The organism is Ruegeria sp. HKCCD7296 (assembly GCF_013110775.1).
GTDB lineage: Bacteria > Pseudomonadota > Alphaproteobacteria > Rhodobacterales > Rhodobacteraceae > Ruegeria.
On sequence record NZ_WVRF01000004.1, the window covers coordinates 226999 to 245431 of the forward strand.

An 18433-nucleotide genomic window follows, 5' to 3' on the forward strand; every position below is an offset into this window, starting at 1 on the left:
AGCCATAGTGGCCTATTTACAAATGGTCTTTCCTCAGCAACTAGTGAGTTGAACTCATCATTGAGGCTTCCATGCTTCCATCTCTATCCGCGCTGCGCGCATTCGATGCTGCGGCCAAGACTGGCAGTTTTCGTGCTGCGGCCGAGCGCCTTTCTGTGACACCAACAGCCATCAGCCACCACATCCGAGGATTGGAAGAACAACTGGGCACGTTGCTGTTTGAACGCGTAGGGCGCGAAGTCAAACTGACCGAAGACGGAAAGCGTCTAGCCGAGACAACAGCGCGCGCCTTTGGAATGCTGGAGGACACGGTCGGGCGCTTGCGCAGAACGTCACGCAAGGTTGTCCGTTTAGCAGCCGGACCCATTTTGACGGCCCGATGGTTAATGCCGCGCATCAGCGATCTTTGGCAGAGTTTCCCCGGGATCGAACTTGAGGTTGTTCCCTCATACCGCCCGCGCATGGGGGATCAAATGCATGCCGATATCGTCCTGAGCTGGCATCGCCTAGCGGACATGCCACGAGGAGCGCTCAAGTTGCTGGAGCTGCGACCTGTCGCCATCGCCAGCGCGCAATATTTGGACCAATATGGACCAATTAACACTCCCGCAGATCTGCTGGACAAGCCTATTCTGCACCAGCGCAATCACTGGGGTTGGCTGGACTGGTTCGCCGCGATGAACGTGCAGCCCGCATCGCCCCTGATAGGCGTTGTGTTTGAAGATGCAAATATTCTGTTGCGAGGTGCGGCCGAGGGACAAGGCGCGGTGGTGGGCTGGCTGCCGTTGATTGATCAGGACTTAAGAGAGGGGCGTGTGCTGCGCCTGTTCGACCAAGACATCAAACCAACGCATGGCTATTTTGTCGAGGCGCAGGACGGAAGCCGCGACAGACGAGAAGTCCAGAACGTCATCGATTGGTTGGTGTCTCAGAGTTGAAGCTCTGATCAGATGTGCTTCGCAATTCGGTTTGAATGCGCGCTGCCTTTCGCAGTGCGCTGTTTTTGAGTTCAAATATTGACATGCCTCGGGGGTTAGGCGGGCCCATTAGGACTGTGCCTGCGCCAGGACTAGTTGCGAAGCCTGCCACCATTGGGATCGAACGGGGCTTCGGCCAGTACCCGCCCGGTATGCGGTTTACCAATGACCTGAATGATCACCTCATCCCCGGGTTTCGTCACCTCGGGGTTGCGGAACCCAATAGCCAATGATTTCCCGACTGAATAGCCAAACGCCCCAGACGTGACCCGGCCCACTGGCCTACCGTCAGGTGTAAAGATCGGCTCACTACCGGTCGCGTCCGCGTCCTCGGCCACGTCCAGTTCGAAGACGGACAAAACCTCGCGCGGGGCATTGTCCTTGATCGCCAAATAGGCATCCTTGTGCAGGAAGTCCTTGTCCAGTTTGATCAACCCCGCCAAGCCAACTTCTTGCGGCCAATATTCCTGAGAATACTCCCGCCCCCAGGACCCATAGCCCTTTTCGATACGCAATGATCCCAGAGCACGCCCACCGACCGGGCCACCACCGCAGTCATTGGCAGCTTCCAGCAACGCGGTGTAAAGTGCGACCTGATCAGCCTCGGCGCAGTGCAGTTCCCAGCCCAGATCGCCGGTAAAACTAACACGGATGGCCAGGCAATCTATTCCTGCAACCGTGATTTTCTGGGATCGCATGAAACGGAATGCTTCATTGGACAAGTCCGCATTGGTCAGACGCGCCAGTGTCTCGCGTGATTTCGGGCCTGCTATGTTGAACCCGGCGATACGATCAGTCGCGACCTCCAGTGTAGTTCCCTCGGGCATTTCGACCATTTGAAAGAAGCGTTGATGGTAACGTTCGGCCATTCCTGACCCGATCATCATGTATTCGTCTTCAGCTAGCTTGGTGATGGTAAAATCACCTGCCACGCCACCGCGAACCGAGATCAGAGGCGTCAGGCAACTGCGCCCAACTTCGGTTGGCACACGGTTGGCCACCAGACGGTCCAGCCAGTCATAAGCACCTGGCCCCTTGATCACGTAATTTGCAAAGTTCGAGATATCGATGATACCCACGCTGTTGCGCAGCATCTTTACCTCGCGCCCAACCGGATCGAACCAGTTTTGGCGGGTAAAGCCGATAGTCTCTTCAGTGTCGGGTTCGTCGGCAAACCATAGCGGGTGTTCCCAGCCGCAGTTCAGACCAAAGACGCAACCCATCTGCTTCTGCATCTCGTATGCGGGGCGCACGCGGGCCGGACGGCCGGCGCTGCGCTCTTCGTTGGGAAAGTGAATCTTGAAGCGATGGATGTAGGAATCCTGCACGCGCGCTTTGGTGAACTTCTTATCGGCCCAGTCGCCAAAACGGGCTAAATCCCAAGCAAACATGTCATATTGCGGCTCGCCCTCGATCATCCATTGCGCCGCCAAAAGGCCCAAACCGCCGGACTGCGAAAAACCGGGGATCAGACCGCCAATCAGGAAATAGTTCTTCAGCTCGGGCACCGGCCCCCACAACATGTTCGAGTCAGGCGACCAGATCATCGGCCCGTTGATGACTCGTTTTACACCGGCGGTTGCTGCGACCGGCACACGCTCTGTCGCGCGGATGACGTTTTCCATGATCCGGTCCAGATCGTCGGGAAACAGGTCATGCGCAAAGTCCAGAGGCGTGCCGTCTTCGGCCCAGAACTTCATGTCTCTTTCATAAGCACCAATCAGCAGCCCGTTGCCCTCCTGTCGGAAGTAATATTCGCCATCCCGGTCCGCGATCGAAGGCAAACGGCGGCCCAGATTGGCAACCTCATCAATGGCTTCGGTCACGAAATACTGGTGCTCGGTGGGTTGTAGCGGCAGGGTTAACCCCGCCAGTGCTGCCACTTCACGACCCCAAAGGCCCGCCGCGTTGACCACCCATTGCGTGTGAATGTCGCCTTTGGGCGTGTGCACGATCCAGCTGCCGTCCGCTTGTTGTTCGGTCCCCGTCACAGGGCAAAACCGTTCAATGGTAGCCCCCATGGCACGCGCTCCGGCGGCATAGGCATGGGGTACACCAGAAGGATCCACGTTGCCGCCATCGGGTTCATACATGATGCAGCGGATGTCATCGAACTGCGCCAGCGGATGCAGCTCTTTTGCTTTTTCACGGCTGACTTCGTGGAAGTTCAAACCGTAAAACCGCGCTTTCGCCTCTTGAAGGCGCAACTGCTGCTCGCGTTCTTCAGTTTGGGCCAGATATAGTGACCCGGGCTGGAACACACCGCAACTTTGACCGGTTTCCTTTTCCAGCTCTTTGTACAGGTTCATCGTGTAATGCTGGATACGGGTGATGTTGTTGTTGTCGTGCAGACCGTGAATGTTGGCCGCCGCATGCCAGGTTGAACCACTGGTCAATTCGTCCCGTTCCAGCAGGATGACATCGGTCCAACCAAGCTTGGCGAGGTGGTACAGAATCGAGGTGCCGGCAAGACCACCACCAATGATTACAGCTTGTGCGTGGGTTTTCATGAAAGGGTTTCCCTGGATGCGGCGCGGCTCAGGCGGCGAATTCTTTCCTGGCGGCGAGGAATTTGGCAACCTCGACTGTTGAGTTGTGTCGGCACATCGAAACCCGCACGCAGGAGACGTAGCCCGACGGAGTAAGAATATTTCCTGAAAAATGATCTTTCCTGCGCAAACGGATGCGGATTTGATCTGGCCGGTCTTCGGATATCTGGCTCATGACAGATGGTGCTTTGTGTTGACTGCGCAGGGTATCGCACAGACCCTAAGACGGTTGTCCCCTCAAGACATGCAAAAAAAACGGGCCCATTGTGGTCGAATTTTCTGCGCCAACCATAAGCCCCGGCTGGCATGGAAACGTGCAGGCGGCAAAGACAACACAGGCCCAAGAGTGAGCCAATCAATCCATCGGGCTCTCTGTTTCGGTTGCCACTTTCAATAACCAGTTCTGGAACAGTCGAACCGCAGGCGTGGCATTGACCTCTCGGAGATTGACATAATAAGCCCAAGGGCTTTCCAGATTCAGATCAAAGGGCTCAATCAGAAGCCCCCGCTCTACATAAGGTTGCGCCAACGACTTCGGGATCGCTACACACCCCAAGGATTTTGATGCAAGCTCAAGCGCTAGGTTCGAGACGTTGGTTCTTGGACCTTCATTCTGGCCAAGATTTTCAAGCCCGAACTCAGCGGCCACCTTGTCCCAATATGCCGAGCGACCCAGAATGTGGATCAGTTGCGCATCGTGTAATTGTTGGGGATCGTTCAATGGTTGATTGCCCACGGTATAGCCCGGAGAGCAGACCACCGTCAGCTTTTCCACCCATAATCGTTCCAGACCTTCAGACGCGTCATCTATGTGATTGATCGTAATCGAGATATCCGAAACATTTGGGTCCACATCCGTCCAGATGGTACCGTGTACAGTCACGGAAATATCCGGATGGCTTTCTGAAAATCCCTGAATGACGTTGGGCAGCCAATTTCCCGCCAGGCTAACAGGGCACGAGACGACCACGGTTTTGGTATGGGGCCGCAGCACAAGCGACTGGGTGGCAACGTCAATTTCCTGCAACGCGTGGCGCACTGAGGGCAAGTACGCTTTGCCAACATCCGTAAGGGACAGAGACCGGGGGTGGCGCACAAAGAGCGGGCGCTTCAGAAATTCTTCAAGCGACCGGACATGATTGCTGACGGCTGATTGCGTGCAGTTCAACTCTTCCGCAGCACTTGTAAAACTAAGATGGCGGGCAGCGGCCTCGAAAGAACGCAGAAACGACAGGTGCGGTAGATTCATCATATGCAAATGTCCCGGGCGATCCACCTGTCGAGTATGGCGTAACTGACCCGGCCTCTTGTTCTTTTGCGACACAAAGACTGTTACGTAAGCGACATGTTTGACTTTGGACCCACAAAAATTCCTGTACCATTGCCCAAAGATTGTTTTCGTGCCGCACAAGTGAATTGCGCCTACCATTCCCACTAAGACCGGTAACAGACTTCAATTGCAAGCAGGCGAACCGTGGCGGACCGATTTCAGAAAATTGCTCACTTTACCCTTGAAACACGCGCCGAGGATATACCGGATAGCACACTAAGGGCCGCGGCCCGGATGACGCTGGACACATTGGGTATCACAATCGGTTCCGGGCCCATGTCAGCCGGAGTAATTGCGCGCGAAACTGCGATGGCATTGTACGGTGCGGGTGACACGGCGTACAGCGCGCGCATGATGTTTGATGGTCGTCGGGTCAGCGCTGCAGGTGCGGCTTATGCCGCTGCAACTCAGACAGACAATTTGGACGGCCATGACGGGTACAACCCAACAAAGGGCCATATTGGTGTCGTGGTCATTCCCGCACTGGCCGCAGTGGCGGAAACGATAGGAGATTTTACGGGACCCGAGGCGCTGGCAGCTATTACCGTCGGCTATGAGATCGCCGGACGGGCCGGGGTTTCGCTGCACAACACCGTCAGCGACTACCATACCTCGGGCGCGTGGAACGCCTTGGGCGTTGTGGCCGTCGCTGCACGTTTGCGTGGGCTGAGTGAGGACCAGATGCGGCAAGCCATGGGGATCGCAGAATATCACGGCCCCCGCAGCCAGATGATGCGCGAAATCGCCAATCCTACTATGTTGCATGACGGTTCTGGCTGGGGGGCATTGGTCGGGATCTCTTCGGCGGTATTAGCCGAAAAAGGCTTTACCGGCGCACCCGCCATCACCATCGAAGCGGACGATGTCGAGCCATATTGGACGGATCTGGGCCAGTTCTGGCAGATGGAGCATCAATATGTGAAGCCCTATCCGATCTGCCGATGGGCGCACGCCCCCATCGACGCCACCCGCGCCTTGATGCGGGATCATAGTCTGTCGCACAATGATATTGCGTCGATCCGGGTCAATACCTTCCATGAAAGCGCCTGCTTGTTTCAGGGGATGCCAGACGACACATCAAAAGCGCAGTATTCTCTGCCTTTTGCCGTCGCCACCATTGCCGCCTATGGGCGGATAGGCGTCGAACACATCACCGGGGCCGGGTTGTCGGACCCTCTCGTCGCGTCGATTGTGGATCGTATTTCCGTTTGTGAAACCGAACGACACTCCAACCGTTTCCCGAAAAACCGAATGGCAGATGTATCCATCACACTAAAAGACGGGCGGATTCTTGAATCGGGCGATGTTCACGCCCGAGGGGGGCCTGAGTCGCCCATGGAGGATGCTGAAGTGGACGAAAAGTTCATGGACTTTGCTGCCCCCTCGCTGGGCAGCGCCCGCGCATCGACCATCCGCGATGCCGTGTGGGGGCTGTGCCAGCCGGGGTCCAAGTTCTCGCACCTTGCCGAGCTGCTCTATGATGCACCGAAAACATAGTCGAGGCTTTTGTATGCTGTTGATGGTGGAATGCGCACGACGTTTGGATGTTGATTTGTTGAACTTCGCCTTTGCGGTTTCGAGATTTAGCATCGCCGAACCGAAAGCCCGTCAAGTGGTCTAGGAATTGAAGAAAGAGACTGCACTGTGAAATCTCCCATTTCCGTTTTGCATGCCGACAATCCCGTTGCTTCGAAGGCCCTGCTGGCTGCCCGTCACCCCGAACGAGGATCCTGACATGGCACGAGAAAGACGCAGCGCGCGGGGAGGCGGTCGACGCGGCAAAAGTGATCGCAGCAGCGCGGCAATTCAGCAGCTGCCCTGGCAGGCTGTAGTCAACACCTCGCCCAAGATGGAATTGCTGAGCGAAGATCAACTGGATCAGCTGCACGCCACTTCGATGCGTATCCTCTCTGAAGCAGGCATTCGTGTCATGGGTGAAAACGTCTTGGCCCTTTTTGAACAGGCCGGAGCGTTGGTAGACCGAGACACCAAAACCATTCGGATTGACGAAAGCATCGTTAACGAGGCGCTGAAAACCGTCCCGAAGACTTTTACCCTAACCGGACGCAACCCGGACAAGCGGATCACTTTGGGTGGGAACAACGTCAATTTTGGCCTCGTCGCCGGTCCGCCGAACGTACACGATTGCATCAACGGGCGACGTCCGGGCAACTATGAAGACTATTGCAACTTCATCAAGTTGGCCCATCACTTCAACGCAATACACCTGATCGGCAATCAAGTTACGGCTCCGCAGGAAATGCCGGCCAATAATCGACATCTGGACACCTACAACGCAAACCTCAGCTATTGCGACCTCAGTTTTCACGCCACAGCGATTGGCCGAGGGCGGGCGATAGATGGCATCAACATGATGGCCATCGCTCGGGGTATCTCTTTGGATCAGATGCGCGCCGACCCGGGACTGATCACCATCATTTCCGTGAACTCGCCCCGCCTGTTTGACGACGCGATGGGCGACGGCCTGATCGCAATGGCCGAGCACGGCCAGCCGGTGACGATCACACCCTTCACTTTGATGGGCGCGATGACCCCCGTCACCCTTCCCGCCGCTTTGGCCCAGCAGAATGCCGAGGCCCTGTTCGGGGTGACGCTAACCCAACTGGTCAATCCGGGAACCCCGGTGATGTATGGTGCGTTCACGTCGAACGTCGACATGCGCTCGGGTGCGCCTGCCTTTGGAACACCAGAAAACACCAAGGCCAATATGATCAGCGGTCAGCTGACCCGCCGTTATGGCATTCCCTATCGAACTTCGAACGCCAACGCCTCGAACGTGGTCGATTTGCAGGCGGTCTATGAGACGATGATGGCCACCTGGGGCGCGGTGTTAGGTGGGGCCAATCTGGTCTATCACGCAGCCGGTTGGCTCGAAGGTGGGCTGACGGCATCTTATGAGAAGCTCGTCATGGATGTGGAAATCCTGCAAAACATGATGGAGTATCTGAAGCCTCTGAAATTTGACGAAGGCGAACTCGCGCTGGACGCGATCAAAGATGTGCCCACTGGTGGCCATTTCTTTGGCACTGAGCACACGATGGAACGCTATGAAACAGCGTTTTATTCCCCCATGCTGTCAGACTGGCAAAATCATGGCGCGTGGGAAGCAGCGGGGTCCAAGACCGCGCTGACCCGGGCGACCGAAATCTGGCAGCAGACTTTGCGCGAATACGAAGAACCGGTAATGGACCCGGCGATCCGCGAGGAGTTGGACGCTTATATTGCCAAGCGCAAAGAAGAAATCGGTTCCGACGAGCCTTAAAGAAAAGGCAGGGTTATCAGGCCCGACCTTTGTTTACAACAGATCGAACAAGCGTCCCGGCACACTGCCTTGTCGGGGCAAGCACAAAGCCCGCATTAGCGCAAACATCATGGCCTGATTGGACGTCACCACAGGTTTGCCCAGCGTGGCTTCGATCCGGTCAACGGCCTCGACCGCGCGCATGTCGGTACAGCTGAGCACGATGGCTTCGGCTTCTGGATGATCGGCCTGACAGGCCAGATCGAACACTTCATCCGGGGTTAGTTCACCCTGCCCGTAATTCCCAAGTTCACGACCAATATCAGCGCATTTGACTGTTGTGATCTGGTTTTTCGCCAGAAAATCAACTGCCTGCGAGTTAATCTCGCCCAGATAGGGTGACGAGAACCCCACTTTGGTTACGCCCAAAGCCTTGATTGCATGGATCAATGATCCGGCGGCGGTAAAAGACAGTGCGCCTGACCCTGCCTTAATGTCCTGTGCCAATTGCTCATCAAATGACGGGCCGTGTGTCAGAGTGGCAGACGTGCAGCCATAGAGCACCACATCAGGCCGCACACCTGCTATCATCTTCAGATCATGGCTGATGTCCGAAGCCCCAAGACCCGCCATTTGATCCGAGCCCGGAATTTCATCGACGTCATACCCGCCCATGCGCTGGAAATGCACGGTCGTGTCCGGGCAACGCATCAGCATCATGTCTGCCTCAAGGTTGGTGTTGGTGAACGGCACCAGCACACCGATCTTGGCCCGTGTTCGGGTCTCATGGGTCATGACGTCACCTCTTTCAAAACGGTCAGGCACCGATCCATTACGGGTTCTTCACAAATGGTGGCGCGCAGACAATCGCCCAGACCATAGCCCCCCATGCCGCGCATCAGTAACCCTTGGGCACGCAGGGCAGCATCTGCCTTTTGCGCCATCTCCACGTCGGCAAAACGGATCAACACGAAATTCGTATGGCTCAGCGCAACCGCCAGCCCCAGAGCGCAGCACCCATTGGCAAACTGATCCCGAATGGCAGCGGTTTTGGAAACCGTATCCAGCATATGATCCTGATCCCGCATCGCTGCGGTCGCCATGGCCTGCGAAGGGATCGAGACATTGTTCGGGTTCAACAGCTTCCGCACCTCACCGGCGATAGAGTCGGGGAACAGACCCCAACCCACGCGCGCGCCCGCCAATCCGTAGGCCTTGGAAAAGGTTCGCATGACCACAGTGTCGCCGCGATCTACCAGCGCGAAGACTTCGTCCGGGTTTTGATCCTGATCGGCGAACTCGGCATAGGCCTGGTCGACCACCAACAACACGTCCGCCGGCAACGCGTTGCGCAGGCGCAGAATTTCGGCATTCGGGATCAGAGTCCCGGTGGGGTTGCCCGGGTTACAGACAAAAGCAATCCGCGTTTGAGGCGTGACAGCGGCCAATATGTCATCAACCGAAACGGTCAAATCCACCTCGCGCGCTTTCACGTAATCGGCCTGCACTTGCGCCGTTGCAGAAGCAACGTAAGCATAGCCATAATCCGTGCCCAGCACCCGATCGCCCGGCCCGGCGAATGCCCGGATCAGGCATCCGATCAACTCCATCGATCCCGCGCCGCACAGGATGTTCCCGGCCTCAACACCATGGGTTTCAGAAATTGCACTGCGCAGCTCTGGCCAGTCTGGGTCGGGGTAAAGTGGCATTTGATCCAACGCCGCCTGCCCTGCCGCAACAGCCGCGGGACTGGCGGGAAAGGCACTTTCGTTTTGGGCCAGAGACACGGTCTCGGGCCCACCCAAATCCGCCAGCGCGTAAGCTGCCATCTGGCGGACATGCTCGACTGCGCGGATCATGATGACGTGTCTCCATAGGCTTTCGCGCCTGCTTCGGTCACAAGGCCGCGTTTGAGATCCAGCGCCAAGGCCTTTGGATCCCGTTCTGACGGATCGCCAAAGCCTCCACCGCCCGGCGTGTCGAAGATCAGGTAATCATCGCCCTCCACCCGCAGTTCTCCTTTGCCGGGTATATCGTCGTTGCCATCGCGGAACCGGATGCGCCCCGGGGCACCGGGCTGGCCGCCCATTCGGCCCAAGGCTGGGAACTTCAGACGCTCGACCGAGAGGAAAACGATGAAAGGCGCGTTATTGGACGAGGTCATCTCAATCCTTTGTCCGAGACCTCCGCGATATTTACCCGCTCCACCTGAATCCGGCAGCAGTTCCCGCCGCCACATCACGACTGGTGCGACGCTTTCAGTGATCTCGACTTGCGAACCGAACACACCAGAAGGATATGCAGTTGCAGACAATCCGTCTGCGTGGGGTCGCGCGCCGGTGCCACCATTGTGGACTGGTTCGATCGCAAATTCCCGCCCTCCATTGGCCGCCACTTCGGGCGCATGACGCATGGGCAGATCGAACATGCACGATGCACCCTCGGCGGGAACCTGATCCGGCAGTGCCTGGTGCAAGCACCCCAGGACCAAATCCGGTGTCACCTGTCCCAGCGTATGGCGCATCGCAACCGGCACCGGGCGTTGCGCATTCAGGATGCAGCCCTTTGGTCCATCGACTGTGAAGGGCTCCAGCGAGCCAGCATTGTTCGGAGTGTCCGGGCCAACGATGCAGCGCAAGGCAAACACCGTGTAAGCCGTTGCATAGTTCAAAGGAACGTTGATACCTTTTTTCGAACAGCCCGATGTGCCGGTGAAATCCACGTGCATCCCGTCCTTGGTAACGGTCAGCGTGGCGTGCAACTCCAACTCATTCTCGTAGCCATCCATCCGCAGAACGTTCTTATAGACGCCTTCGGGCACCTCGGCGATGGCCTCCAGCGCGCCTTTACGCGAAGTGTCGATGATATAGCAGCCCAAAGTGTCCAGATCGTCGATCACGAACTCGTCCATCATTGCAACCAACCGGTTCACCCCGGCCTCACAACAAGCGATTAGGGCATAAATGTCGCCCTCGTTGGCAATGGGTTCGCGCGAGTTGGCACGGATGATGTCCATCAACAGCGCGTTGGGCGTGCCTTCTTCAACCAGTTTGCAGGGCGGGATCAACAGGCCCTCGTCATAGATGTCCGACCCCTCGGGGCCCATACCCAAACCGCCCAGATCCACCAGATGCGAGGTGCAGGAGGTAAAACCAACAACCTTGCCATCCTTGAACGCTGGCATCATCAGCAGGAAGTCGTTCAGGTGCCCCGAAGCCAGCCAGGGGTCATTGGTCATATAGATGTCGCCGGGTTTCATGTCCTGCACCGCAAATCGCTCGCGCAGGTGAAGAACGGCTTCGGCCATAGTGTTGATATGGCCAGGCGTACCGGTCACGGCCTGCGCCAGCATACGGCCATTGACGTCAAAGATACCGGCGGAAATGTCGCCACATTCGCGTACAATGGGCGAGAAGGCGGCACGGATCAGAGTCTGACCCTGTTCCTCGACCACCGCAAGCAGGCGGTTCCACATCACTTGCAAGCGGGCAGGAGAGAGTTTTGGGGAAAGCTCAGCGCTCATTTTGCGCCTCCTTTCTGATCCTGAATCAAGACAAGATTACCAATGGCGTCCAAATGGGCCGAGAAATCGGCAGAGACCAGCGTCGTCGTTTGCGGTTCATGAATCAGCGCTGGTCCCCGAACGCGGTCACCGGGTTTCAAATCAGCGCGGGCGACAAAAGCTGCGTCCTTCGCAGTTCCATCTACGTCGCACGTGACGGGTCGCGTTTCAGAGACTTTAAACACAGAAGGTTCAGGCGTTTCCGGAACTGGTGGAACGGAACGTTCCGGGGTGGCGACACGAACAGCCCAATTGAGAATCTCGATCTGCATACCCGGGACGGGGCGCGAGAATTGCTTGCGGTATTCTTCCTCAAACGCGGCGGTCAAAGGCGCGATATCCTCGGGCGACAGCGCGCGATCCGGTAATGAGATTTCGATCTCGTGCCCTTGTCCGTTGTAACGCATAAAGGCAGTGCGTAGGACTTCGGTCGGCGCATCACCTGCGCCTTGGGCGACAACCTCTTTTGCCTCGGCAATCATTGTGTCGAACAGAGCATTCACATCGTCCATATCCAAGCTGTCCAGCAAAGAATAGCGAGAGCGGACGATCTCAAACGACACAGACGCAAACAGGAAACCAACTGCGGATCCGACCCCCGGATTGGGTGGGATCACGATACGCGACACACCGGCAGATCGCGCAACCCGGCTGGCGTGCAGCGGCCCATTGCCACCAAAGGCAATCATCGTGCGCGGACCCAGATCTTTGCCACTTTCTACGGCATGCATTCGCCCCGCGCTGGCCATGCTCTCATCCACGATCCGACTGACGCCATCTGCGGACCCAATCGCATCCAGGTTCAACCTCTCACCAATCACGCTTTTCAGAGCCGCCTTTGAGCCCTTGGGGTCGAGCTTGATATGTCCCTCGGCAAATGTGTCCGGGACAATGTAGCCGAGTGTGATGTCGCTGTCGGTGACTGTCGGTTCTGTGCCACCGCGCATGAAGGCAACCGGCCCGGGTTCCGATCCGGCCGACTTCGGGCCAACGGTCAGGCGCCCCAGCCGATCGACGCCTGCAATCGAACCGCCGCCCGCACCGATTTCAATCATCTCGATCACCGGAATACGCACAGGCATACCCGAACCTTTGATGAACCGCGCGGCGCGCGCGATTTCAAAGGATCTGGAGGTCTGAGGGCGCGCCTTGTCGATCAGACAAAGCTTGGCTGTGGTACCGCCTACGTCAAACGACAACACCTGGTCCAGCCCGGAGCGCGCCGCAATCCTAGCAGCCAGAATGGCTCCACCCGCCGGCCCGGATTCAACCAGCCGGATGGGGAAGCGTGCCGCAGTTTCCACTGTGCACATCCCTCCGCCCGCAGTCATCATCAGGATCGGGCAATTCACACCCTGAGCTGCAAACTGCTTAATAAACCGGCTCAGGTATGACTCCATCAGCGGCTGAATATACGCGTTCGCGACTGTGGTGCAGAGCCTGTCGAATTCTCGCGCTTCGGGGCTGACGTCGGACGAAATCGAGATTGTAAGATCAGGACGATGCTCGGCCAGAATATCGCGCAAGCGTTGTTCATGCGTGGGGTTGGCGTAAGAGTGTATAAGGCAGATCGCCACCGCCTCTGCCCCGCTGGCGTCAAGTTCAGCCAGCAAGCGTTTTACTTGTGTCTCATCCAAAGCGACCAGGACCTCTCCTTCAGCCGACATACGTTCGCGGATTACAAAAGACCGTTCCCGCGGGACCAGAAGATCAGGTTTCTCCAAATTGATGTCGTACTGGGAATAGCGTCGCTCGTACCCGATATCGAGGATATCTCGGAACCCTTCGGTGCAAATCGTGGCCACAACCGCCCCACGCCGTTCAATCAGCGCGTTGGTCGCAAGTGTGGTTCCGTGGATAAACCCGGTGACCTCCATCAGTGACCGACCCGCCTGCGCCATGACGCGTTCAGCGCCTTCCATGGCACCTTCGGCGGGATTTTGATGCGTGGTCAGGGTTTTCGTTGACGCAAGTACCGTCTCATCCCCAGAGACCAGAACTGTGTCAGTAAAAGTGCCACCAATATCGATGGCCAGGCGTAACGCGGTTGTCATTTAGTATTCCGTTGTCGTCTGAAATCATGCCGTCAGTACGCCCCACAGGGCGATTACTGGCGCGGCGTTACCAGATCACACCCGGTCGCACGGCGATCCAGTCGATTAGGAATACAAAACCGAGTCATAGTGTTTTTTCTCGCATCATCGAGGAACATGCTAGCAAGTTTGCGACATGCGCGACCGCCAGCGACACAAACGATTTTGAGCCAAAGGCGTCAGCTTACATCCATCTCGCGCGCTTGGTGAGTTGGAGTCGCAACCAGGTTGTCGGCAAGCAAGTCATCAACAAAAAGGCTCAAAAGTTGAAGGCGGCCTGATACTCCGGCCTTTCGATAAATTGATGCACATTGTGCCTTGATCGTACCTTGTTTCGTGTCCCGGATTTCGGCGATTTCCGCAATCGCAAATCCCTTGATTGCCAGAATAGCGACATCCCGCTCTGCCTGCGTCAATGACCATGACTGAAACCGCGCCTCAAGCACCTCACCGAACGCGCCCGAGGCGACTTTCATTTGATCCTCGAGCTTGGACTGACGGTTCAGCATGCTGCGCAGCTCGATAGTAGTGAAGGCCAAACCACCAATCAGTGCAACCGTGACCAAAAGTTCAACAAGATCACTTTCCGCCAGAAAGAACGAGGAATTGGGCCAGAAATCCAACACGATATCCAAAAGAAAATAAACGCTGCAAAGAGCTTGCACCGCGAATAAGGACCATAAGAGTGTGGCACGTGTCATAGTTTGGCTTTCGGATTATGCGGGGCGCGTCCAAAGCCGGACACGCCCGTTCATGTCAGCTGTCGTCTTCGTCGTCGGCTAGTTCGATTTCAATAACCGCACCGGTTTCGGGAGAAACTTCGATCTCGTATTTCTTGCCGTTAAGGAAGGCATAGATCTCGATCTCGTCCTGTTCGGTTTCCACCTCGGAAATGGTATATCCTTGGGCCTCCAACGCCGAACGAATGTCAGCTTCTGAGGACCCAAGCACATGGCCTATATTGATCTGCGCCATCGCCAAGCCAGGAGTTACACAAGCCGCCAACACTGCCAGTTTACCAAATTTATTCATTTGCATTCCTTTCATGGATATCAGCCACCGCGAGACTGCGGTTGCCCTGATCTGTGAGGCTTGCAGGAACAACAAAATTGGACTTTTGGCAGAATTCAACCGGCTTAGGCCAAAGGTTTATGCGAAAAATGCCCGGCCTAAGGTTACAAAAACCGTTGAGAAACTTCGAAAAAAAAATAAAAAAGCTATGAATATCAAGAAAAAAAGCCCCCGTTTGAAACAGGGGCCGAATTCAGGTTCGTCAAGTCTTACGCTGGGGTGGACAGACCCAGTTGTTCAACGACCGCGCTTGCGGATTTGATCCAGCGCTCGCGTAGGGCACTGTTTTGGTTGTGGCGCAAACCGATCGATGTCAGAAACGCGAACCGTTTCGGATCATCGCCACCGAAAGACAGTGCAACACGCGGCCACCAATAATCCACAGCGCTTTGCATCTGCCTGGCCTCTCCGCCTTCTGCCAGCTTCATGGCACCTTCTAGCGCCAGGGTGCCGTGATGCGCTTCGACAGGGGCGATTTGACGAAAGACTTCTGCGAGAGGCTGATAAGAAACAGTCGAAAATTCGTCCAGCTGCTCGGCCACAGCGCGGCTCATCAAAAGGTTCATGATCACAGCGTCGGTCCAACCCGAGATCGGATAGTTGAACACAGCAAGCCGCATGTCATGCGCGCTGCGCGTTGCGCCGATATCGTCATCGCGATCCAGTCGCGCGGTCCATGGATGGTGCGTGGCGTATCGTTCGGTATCTGCGCCAAACTCGCCCATTATTTTAAGAACGCGATCTGCATGATCGGTTTTCTCAAGCACTATTTTTGCTGCCGCGATCCGTTCCTTGATGCCCGGCCCATGATTGATGATATCCGCAAAACCCGCGGCGCCTGCCAATTCGCTGTCCACAAAGGTAGCCATCAGCTTCATCAGTTCGGCGCGGTAGCGTGGCGGCACATTGGTCGGGTTGGTTAGTACCCCGCCTGCGGCCAGGTAGCTGTCGAGTGTCATGGCTTCGGTCATTGATCCTCTCCCTTTACTGGTCGTAGTCCACGGCCACACGGTCGGTCACCGGATAAGCCTGACAGCTCAGCACATAGCCCTTTTCGACCTCGTAGTCTTCGAGCGCATGATTGGCGAGCATCTCGACCTCCCCCTCGATCACGCGGCAACGGCAGGTAGAACAAACCCCGGCCTTACACGCGTATGGCGCGTCCATGGCGTTTTCCAAGGCTGCGTCCAAAATGGATTGATCCTTGGGCAGGGTCACGGTTTGGGTAGAGCCGTCAAGCGTGATCGAAGCGCTGGTCTGGTTCGCCTGCGTGCCCGTCTCTGCCATGTTTGCCGTGCGCTTTGCCCGGCCAGGTTGGGCGCTGGCAAAAAGCTCGAACTTGATCTGGCTGTCCTCAATCCCATGCTCGCGCAGCGCGGCGGCTATCCCCAGCATCATCGGCTCTGGTCCACAGATAAAAGCCGTATCCACGTTCTTGATGTCGATCCAGTGCTTAAACAGTTCGCCGCATTTTTCCTGCGTCACAAGCCCCGTGAACAAGTCGATCTCCTGCGCGTCGGTCTCAAGAATATGGATCACGTTCAGGCGACCCATATAGAGGTTTTTCAGGTCCTCCAGCTCCTCTCGGAACATGATCGAGTTGATGCCCTTGTTGGCGTAGATCAGCGTGAAGCGGGACTTGGGTTCGCGCGCCAGCGTTGTTTTCAGGATCGAAAGGACGGGTGTAATCCCCGATCCACCTGCAAAGCCGAGGTATTGTTTTTCCGCGCCCGCTTCGATTGGCACGTGAAAGCTGCCCATAGGCGGCATCGCTTGAACAACGTCACCAACGCTCAACTCTGCGTTGGCCCAGCTTGAGAAAGCACCACCTTCGACGCGTTTAATGCCAACTTGAAGAACGCCGTCATCCTTTCCCGCGCAGATCGAATACGAGCGGCGCAGTTCTTCGCCGTCAAAATCACGCCGGAAGGTCAGGTATTGACCCGCGGTGAAATCGAACTGTTCCGCTGCGCCATTCACAGGCTCAAGCGTCACAACAACCGCATCGCGGATGGTTTTGTGGATGTCGGTGACTTTCAGGTCATGAAAACGTGCCATCCGGTGCTCCTCCTCAGATGCACTTGAAATAGTCAAAAGGTTCCAGGCAGTCAGTGCAGCGCCAGTGAGCCTTGCATGGGGTCGAGCCGAACTGGCTGACTTTTTCAACAGCCTTGCTGCCGCAATGCGGACACCGTTCTGGCCCGCCCGCCGGTTGCGGTGGCGCAATGCCATAGTCTTCCAGCTTGGCGCGGCCTTTTTCACTTAGCCAATCGGTGGTCCAGGCGGGCGAAATGCTGGTTTCGATCCTCACTTCGCTGATCCCATGGTCTCGCAGCGCGGTTTCGATATCCATGCTGATGACGGAAGTCGCCGGACAGCCTGAGTACGTTGGTGTGACGGTCACAACCAACGTTCCGGCGTCCCAACGCACACCGCGAACGATTCCCAGATCCACGACCGAGATCACCGGTATCTCGGGATCGGGAACAGCATCCAACCAACTCCAGATCTGATCAGTCGAGGATTGCATCCGCTCTCACCACTTGGCTCCGGGATAGGCGCGTTGCAGCCATTGCATCTGCGTCAGCAGATGACCCAGATGCTCGGTATGCATGCGCCCGTCACGCCCGCCCTTATGGGCAAACTGGCTTTCTGGAATGCTCAGTGTTGCCTGGGTCAGTATCCTTCCGACCAAAGCGTCATATTCTTCTCGCAAGTCAGTCGGATTGGGTGCGATACCTGCGGCGACCATCTGGGCGTCGACTTCATCGCTTGCGAACATCTCACCGACATAGGGCCACAGATAATCGAGAGCTTCCTGCATACGGGCATGGCTTTCCTCTGTCCCGTCGCCCAGCCCCACTACAGTGTCGCCCGAGCGTTCGAGGTGATAGGCAACCTCTTTGCTGGCTTTGGCGGCAATGGCAGCGACACGATCATCCGCGGATGTCATCAAGCGCCCCAGCATAATCGAATGCCATGCGTCGAACAGAAACTGACGCATCAGTGTACGACCGAAATCGCCGTTGGGAACCTCGACAAGCAGTACATTGCGGAAATCCCAAGCGTCGCGCAGAAAGGCCAGATCGTCAGCGCTTTTGCCACCATCAATCTCGCCCGCAAGACCAAGCCACATCTGGGTCTGTCCGATCAGATCCAACGCAGTGTTGGCCAGCGCGATGTCTTCCTCCAGAACCGGCGCGTGCCCGCACCACTCGCTGACCCGGTGGCCAAGGATCAGCGTATTGTCCCCCATCCGCAGCAGGAATTGATGCAAAGCGTCGTTGGAAACAGAAACACTCATTACATCGCCCCCACTTCTTCGGGGATATCGAAGAAAGTTGGATGGCGGTACACTTTGCTTTCGCTGGGTTCGTACAGCGGGCCTTTATCACTGGGCGATGAGGCCGAGATGTTGTTTGCCTCGACAACCCAAATCGAAACACCTTCGTTGCGGCGTGTGTAAACATCGCGCGCGTTCTTGATTGCCATTTCGGCGTCCGGGGCGTGCAGCGATCCAACATGTCGGTGGCTCATACCGTGTTGGCCGCGGATAAAGATTTCCCACAGGGGCCATTCGTTGTTCATC

16 protein-coding genes are annotated in these 18433 nt (G+C 56.6%); 3 read left to right on the forward strand and 13 right to left on the reverse strand.

The window, feature by feature from the left end; translation table 11 throughout:
• Nucleotides 1-71: 71 nt before the first annotated feature.
• The gene (locus tag GS632_RS08200; RefSeq protein ID WP_171721299.1) at nt 72-938 is read left to right on the forward strand and encodes a LysR family transcriptional regulator; all 867 of its coding nucleotides are present in this window, start codon (nt 72-74) and stop codon (nt 936-938) included.
• Nucleotides 939-1069: 131 nt separating this feature from the next.
• Here GS632_RS08200 and GS632_RS08205 read toward each other — a convergent pair whose 3' ends face one another.
• Together GS632_RS08205 and GS632_RS08210 are read right to left on the reverse strand one after the other, a co-directional pair.
• Complete coding sequence (locus GS632_RS08205) at nt 1070-3487, reverse strand: FAD-dependent oxidoreductase (protein WP_171176680.1); 2418 nt, start codon at nt 3485-3487, stop codon at nt 1070-1072.
• Nucleotides 3488-3881: 394 nt separating this feature from the next.
• Nucleotides 3882-4778, reverse strand: coding sequence for a LysR substrate-binding domain-containing protein (locus tag GS632_RS08210; protein ID WP_171176678.1), 897 nt, complete (start codon nt 4776-4778; stop codon nt 3882-3884).
• Between the two features lie 222 nt (nt 4779-5000).
• Between GS632_RS08210 and GS632_RS08215 the strand changes: the two genes are divergently transcribed.
• Complete coding sequence (locus GS632_RS08215) at nt 5001-6353, forward strand: MmgE/PrpD family protein (RefSeq protein ID WP_171721298.1); 1353 nt, start codon at nt 5001-5003, stop codon at nt 6351-6353.
• Nucleotides 6354-6591: 238 nt separating this feature from the next.
• Nucleotides 6592-8139: a trimethylamine methyltransferase family protein gene (locus GS632_RS08220; protein ID WP_171238027.1), complete on the forward strand. Its 1548-nt coding sequence runs from the start codon at nt 6592-6594 to the stop codon at nt 8137-8139.
• A gap of 33 nt (nt 8140-8172) precedes the next feature.
• Here GS632_RS08220 and GS632_RS08225 read toward each other — a convergent pair whose 3' ends face one another.
• The 11 genes from GS632_RS08225 to paaB all read right to left on the reverse strand — a co-directional run bounded on the left by GS632_RS08225 (nt 8173) and on the right by paaB (nt 18432).
• Nucleotides 8173-8913 (reverse strand): Asp/Glu racemase, encoded by a 741-nt coding sequence (locus tag GS632_RS08225; protein WP_245223160.1) that lies wholly within the window; start codon nt 8911-8913, stop codon nt 8173-8175.
• Nucleotides 8910-9977 carry a histidinol-phosphate transaminase gene (locus GS632_RS08230; protein ID WP_171235816.1) on the reverse strand — a complete coding sequence of 356 codons (1068 nt, stop codon included), beginning with the start codon at nt 9975-9977 and terminating at the stop codon, nt 8910-8912. Before GS632_RS08230 ends, GS632_RS08225 begins: the two co-directional genes overlap by 4 nt.
• Complete coding sequence (locus GS632_RS08235; RefSeq protein WP_171235815.1) at nt 9974-11641, reverse strand: hydantoinase B/oxoprolinase family protein; 1668 nt, start codon at nt 11639-11641, stop codon at nt 9974-9976. Before GS632_RS08235 ends, GS632_RS08230 begins: the two co-directional genes overlap by 4 nt.
• A complete protein-coding gene (locus tag GS632_RS08240) occupies nt 11638-13734 on the reverse strand; it encodes a hydantoinase/oxoprolinase family protein (RefSeq protein WP_171176666.1) in 2097 nt (698 codons plus the stop codon). The genes GS632_RS08235 and GS632_RS08240 overlap by 4 nt, the downstream gene beginning before the upstream one ends.
• 218 nt (nt 13735-13952) lie before the next feature.
• Nucleotides 13953-14474, reverse strand: coding sequence for a LuxR C-terminal-related transcriptional regulator (locus GS632_RS08245; protein WP_171176664.1), 522 nt, complete (start codon nt 14472-14474; stop codon nt 13953-13955).
• 55 nt (nt 14475-14529) lie between these two features.
• Nucleotides 14530-14805 (reverse strand): PepSY domain-containing protein, encoded by a 276-nt coding sequence (locus tag GS632_RS08250; RefSeq protein ID WP_171176662.1) that lies wholly within the window; start codon nt 14803-14805, stop codon nt 14530-14532.
• Nucleotides 14806-15053: 248 nt separating this feature from the next.
• A complete protein-coding gene (locus tag GS632_RS08255) occupies nt 15054-15815 on the reverse strand; it encodes a Phenylacetic acid catabolic protein (protein ID WP_171721297.1) in 762 nt (253 codons plus the stop codon).
• A 13-nt stretch (nt 15816-15828) separates the two neighbouring features.
• Nucleotides 15829-16902 carry a 2Fe-2S iron-sulfur cluster-binding protein gene (locus tag GS632_RS08260; protein ID WP_171176658.1) on the reverse strand — a complete coding sequence of 358 codons (1074 nt, stop codon included), beginning with the start codon at nt 16900-16902 and terminating at the stop codon, nt 15829-15831.
• A gap of 13 nt (nt 16903-16915) precedes the next feature.
• Nucleotides 16916-17374: a 1,2-phenylacetyl-CoA epoxidase subunit PaaD gene (paaD, locus tag GS632_RS08265; RefSeq protein WP_171176656.1), complete on the reverse strand. Its 459-nt coding sequence runs from the start codon at nt 17372-17374 to the stop codon at nt 16916-16918.
• 6 nt (nt 17375-17380) lie between these two features.
• Nucleotides 17381-18148, reverse strand: a complete 768-nt coding sequence (gene paaC / locus GS632_RS08270; protein ID WP_171176654.1) for a 1,2-phenylacetyl-CoA epoxidase subunit PaaC — start codon at nt 18146-18148, stop codon at nt 17381-17383.
• Complete coding sequence (gene paaB / locus GS632_RS08275; RefSeq protein WP_170404692.1) at nt 18148-18432, reverse strand: 1,2-phenylacetyl-CoA epoxidase subunit PaaB; 285 nt, start codon at nt 18430-18432, stop codon at nt 18148-18150. The genes paaC and paaB overlap by 1 nt, the downstream gene beginning before the upstream one ends.
• Between the last annotated feature and the right edge of the window lies 1 nt (nt 18433).

Bases quoted from the DNA above. Each gene is read 5' to 3' on its own strand.
- GS632_RS08200 (WP_171721299.1), top strand. From the start codon at position 72: ATGCTTCCATCTCTATCCGCGCTGCGCGCATTCGATGCTGCGGCCAAG.
- GS632_RS08205 (WP_171176680.1), bottom strand. From the start codon at position 3,487: ATGAAAACCCACGCACAAGCTGTAATCATTGGTGGTGGTCTTGCCGGC.
- GS632_RS08210 (WP_171176678.1), bottom strand. From the start codon at position 4,778: ATGATGAATCTACCGCACCTGTCGTTTCTGCGTTCTTTCGAGGCCGCT.
- GS632_RS08220 (WP_171238027.1), top strand. From the start codon at position 6,592: ATGGCACGAGAAAGACGCAGCGCGCGGGGAGGCGGTCGACGCGGCAAA.
- GS632_RS08225 (WP_245223160.1), bottom strand. From the start codon at position 8,913: ATGACCCATGAGACCCGAACACGGGCCAAGATCGGTGTGCTGGTGCCG.
- GS632_RS08230 (WP_171235816.1), bottom strand. From the start codon at position 9,977: ATGATCCGCGCAGTCGAGCATGTCCGCCAGATGGCAGCTTACGCGCTG.
- GS632_RS08235 (WP_171235815.1), bottom strand. From the start codon at position 11,641: ATGAGCGCTGAGCTTTCCCCAAAACTCTCTCCTGCCCGCTTGCAAGTG.
- GS632_RS08240 (WP_171176666.1), bottom strand. From the start codon at position 13,734: ATGACAACCGCGTTACGCCTGGCCATCGATATTGGTGGCACTTTTACT.
- GS632_RS08245 (WP_171176664.1), bottom strand. From the start codon at position 14,474: ATGACACGTGCCACACTCTTATGGTCCTTATTCGCGGTGCAAGCTCTT.
- GS632_RS08250 (WP_171176662.1), bottom strand. From the start codon at position 14,805: ATGAATAAATTTGGTAAACTGGCAGTGTTGGCGGCTTGTGTAACTCCT.
- GS632_RS08255 (WP_171721297.1), bottom strand. From the start codon at position 15,815: ATGACCGAAGCCATGACACTCGACAGCTACCTGGCCGCAGGCGGGGTA.
- GS632_RS08260 (WP_171176658.1), bottom strand. From the start codon at position 16,902: ATGGCACGTTTTCATGACCTGAAAGTCACCGACATCCACAAAACCATC.
- paaD (WP_171176656.1), bottom strand. From the start codon at position 17,374: ATGCAATCCTCGACTGATCAGATCTGGAGTTGGTTGGATGCTGTTCCC.
- paaC (WP_171176654.1), bottom strand. From the start codon at position 18,148: ATGAGTGTTTCTGTTTCCAACGACGCTTTGCATCAATTCCTGCTGCGG.
- paaB (WP_170404692.1), bottom strand. From the start codon at position 18,432: ATGAACAACGAATGGCCCCTGTGGGAAATCTTTATCCGCGGCCAACAC.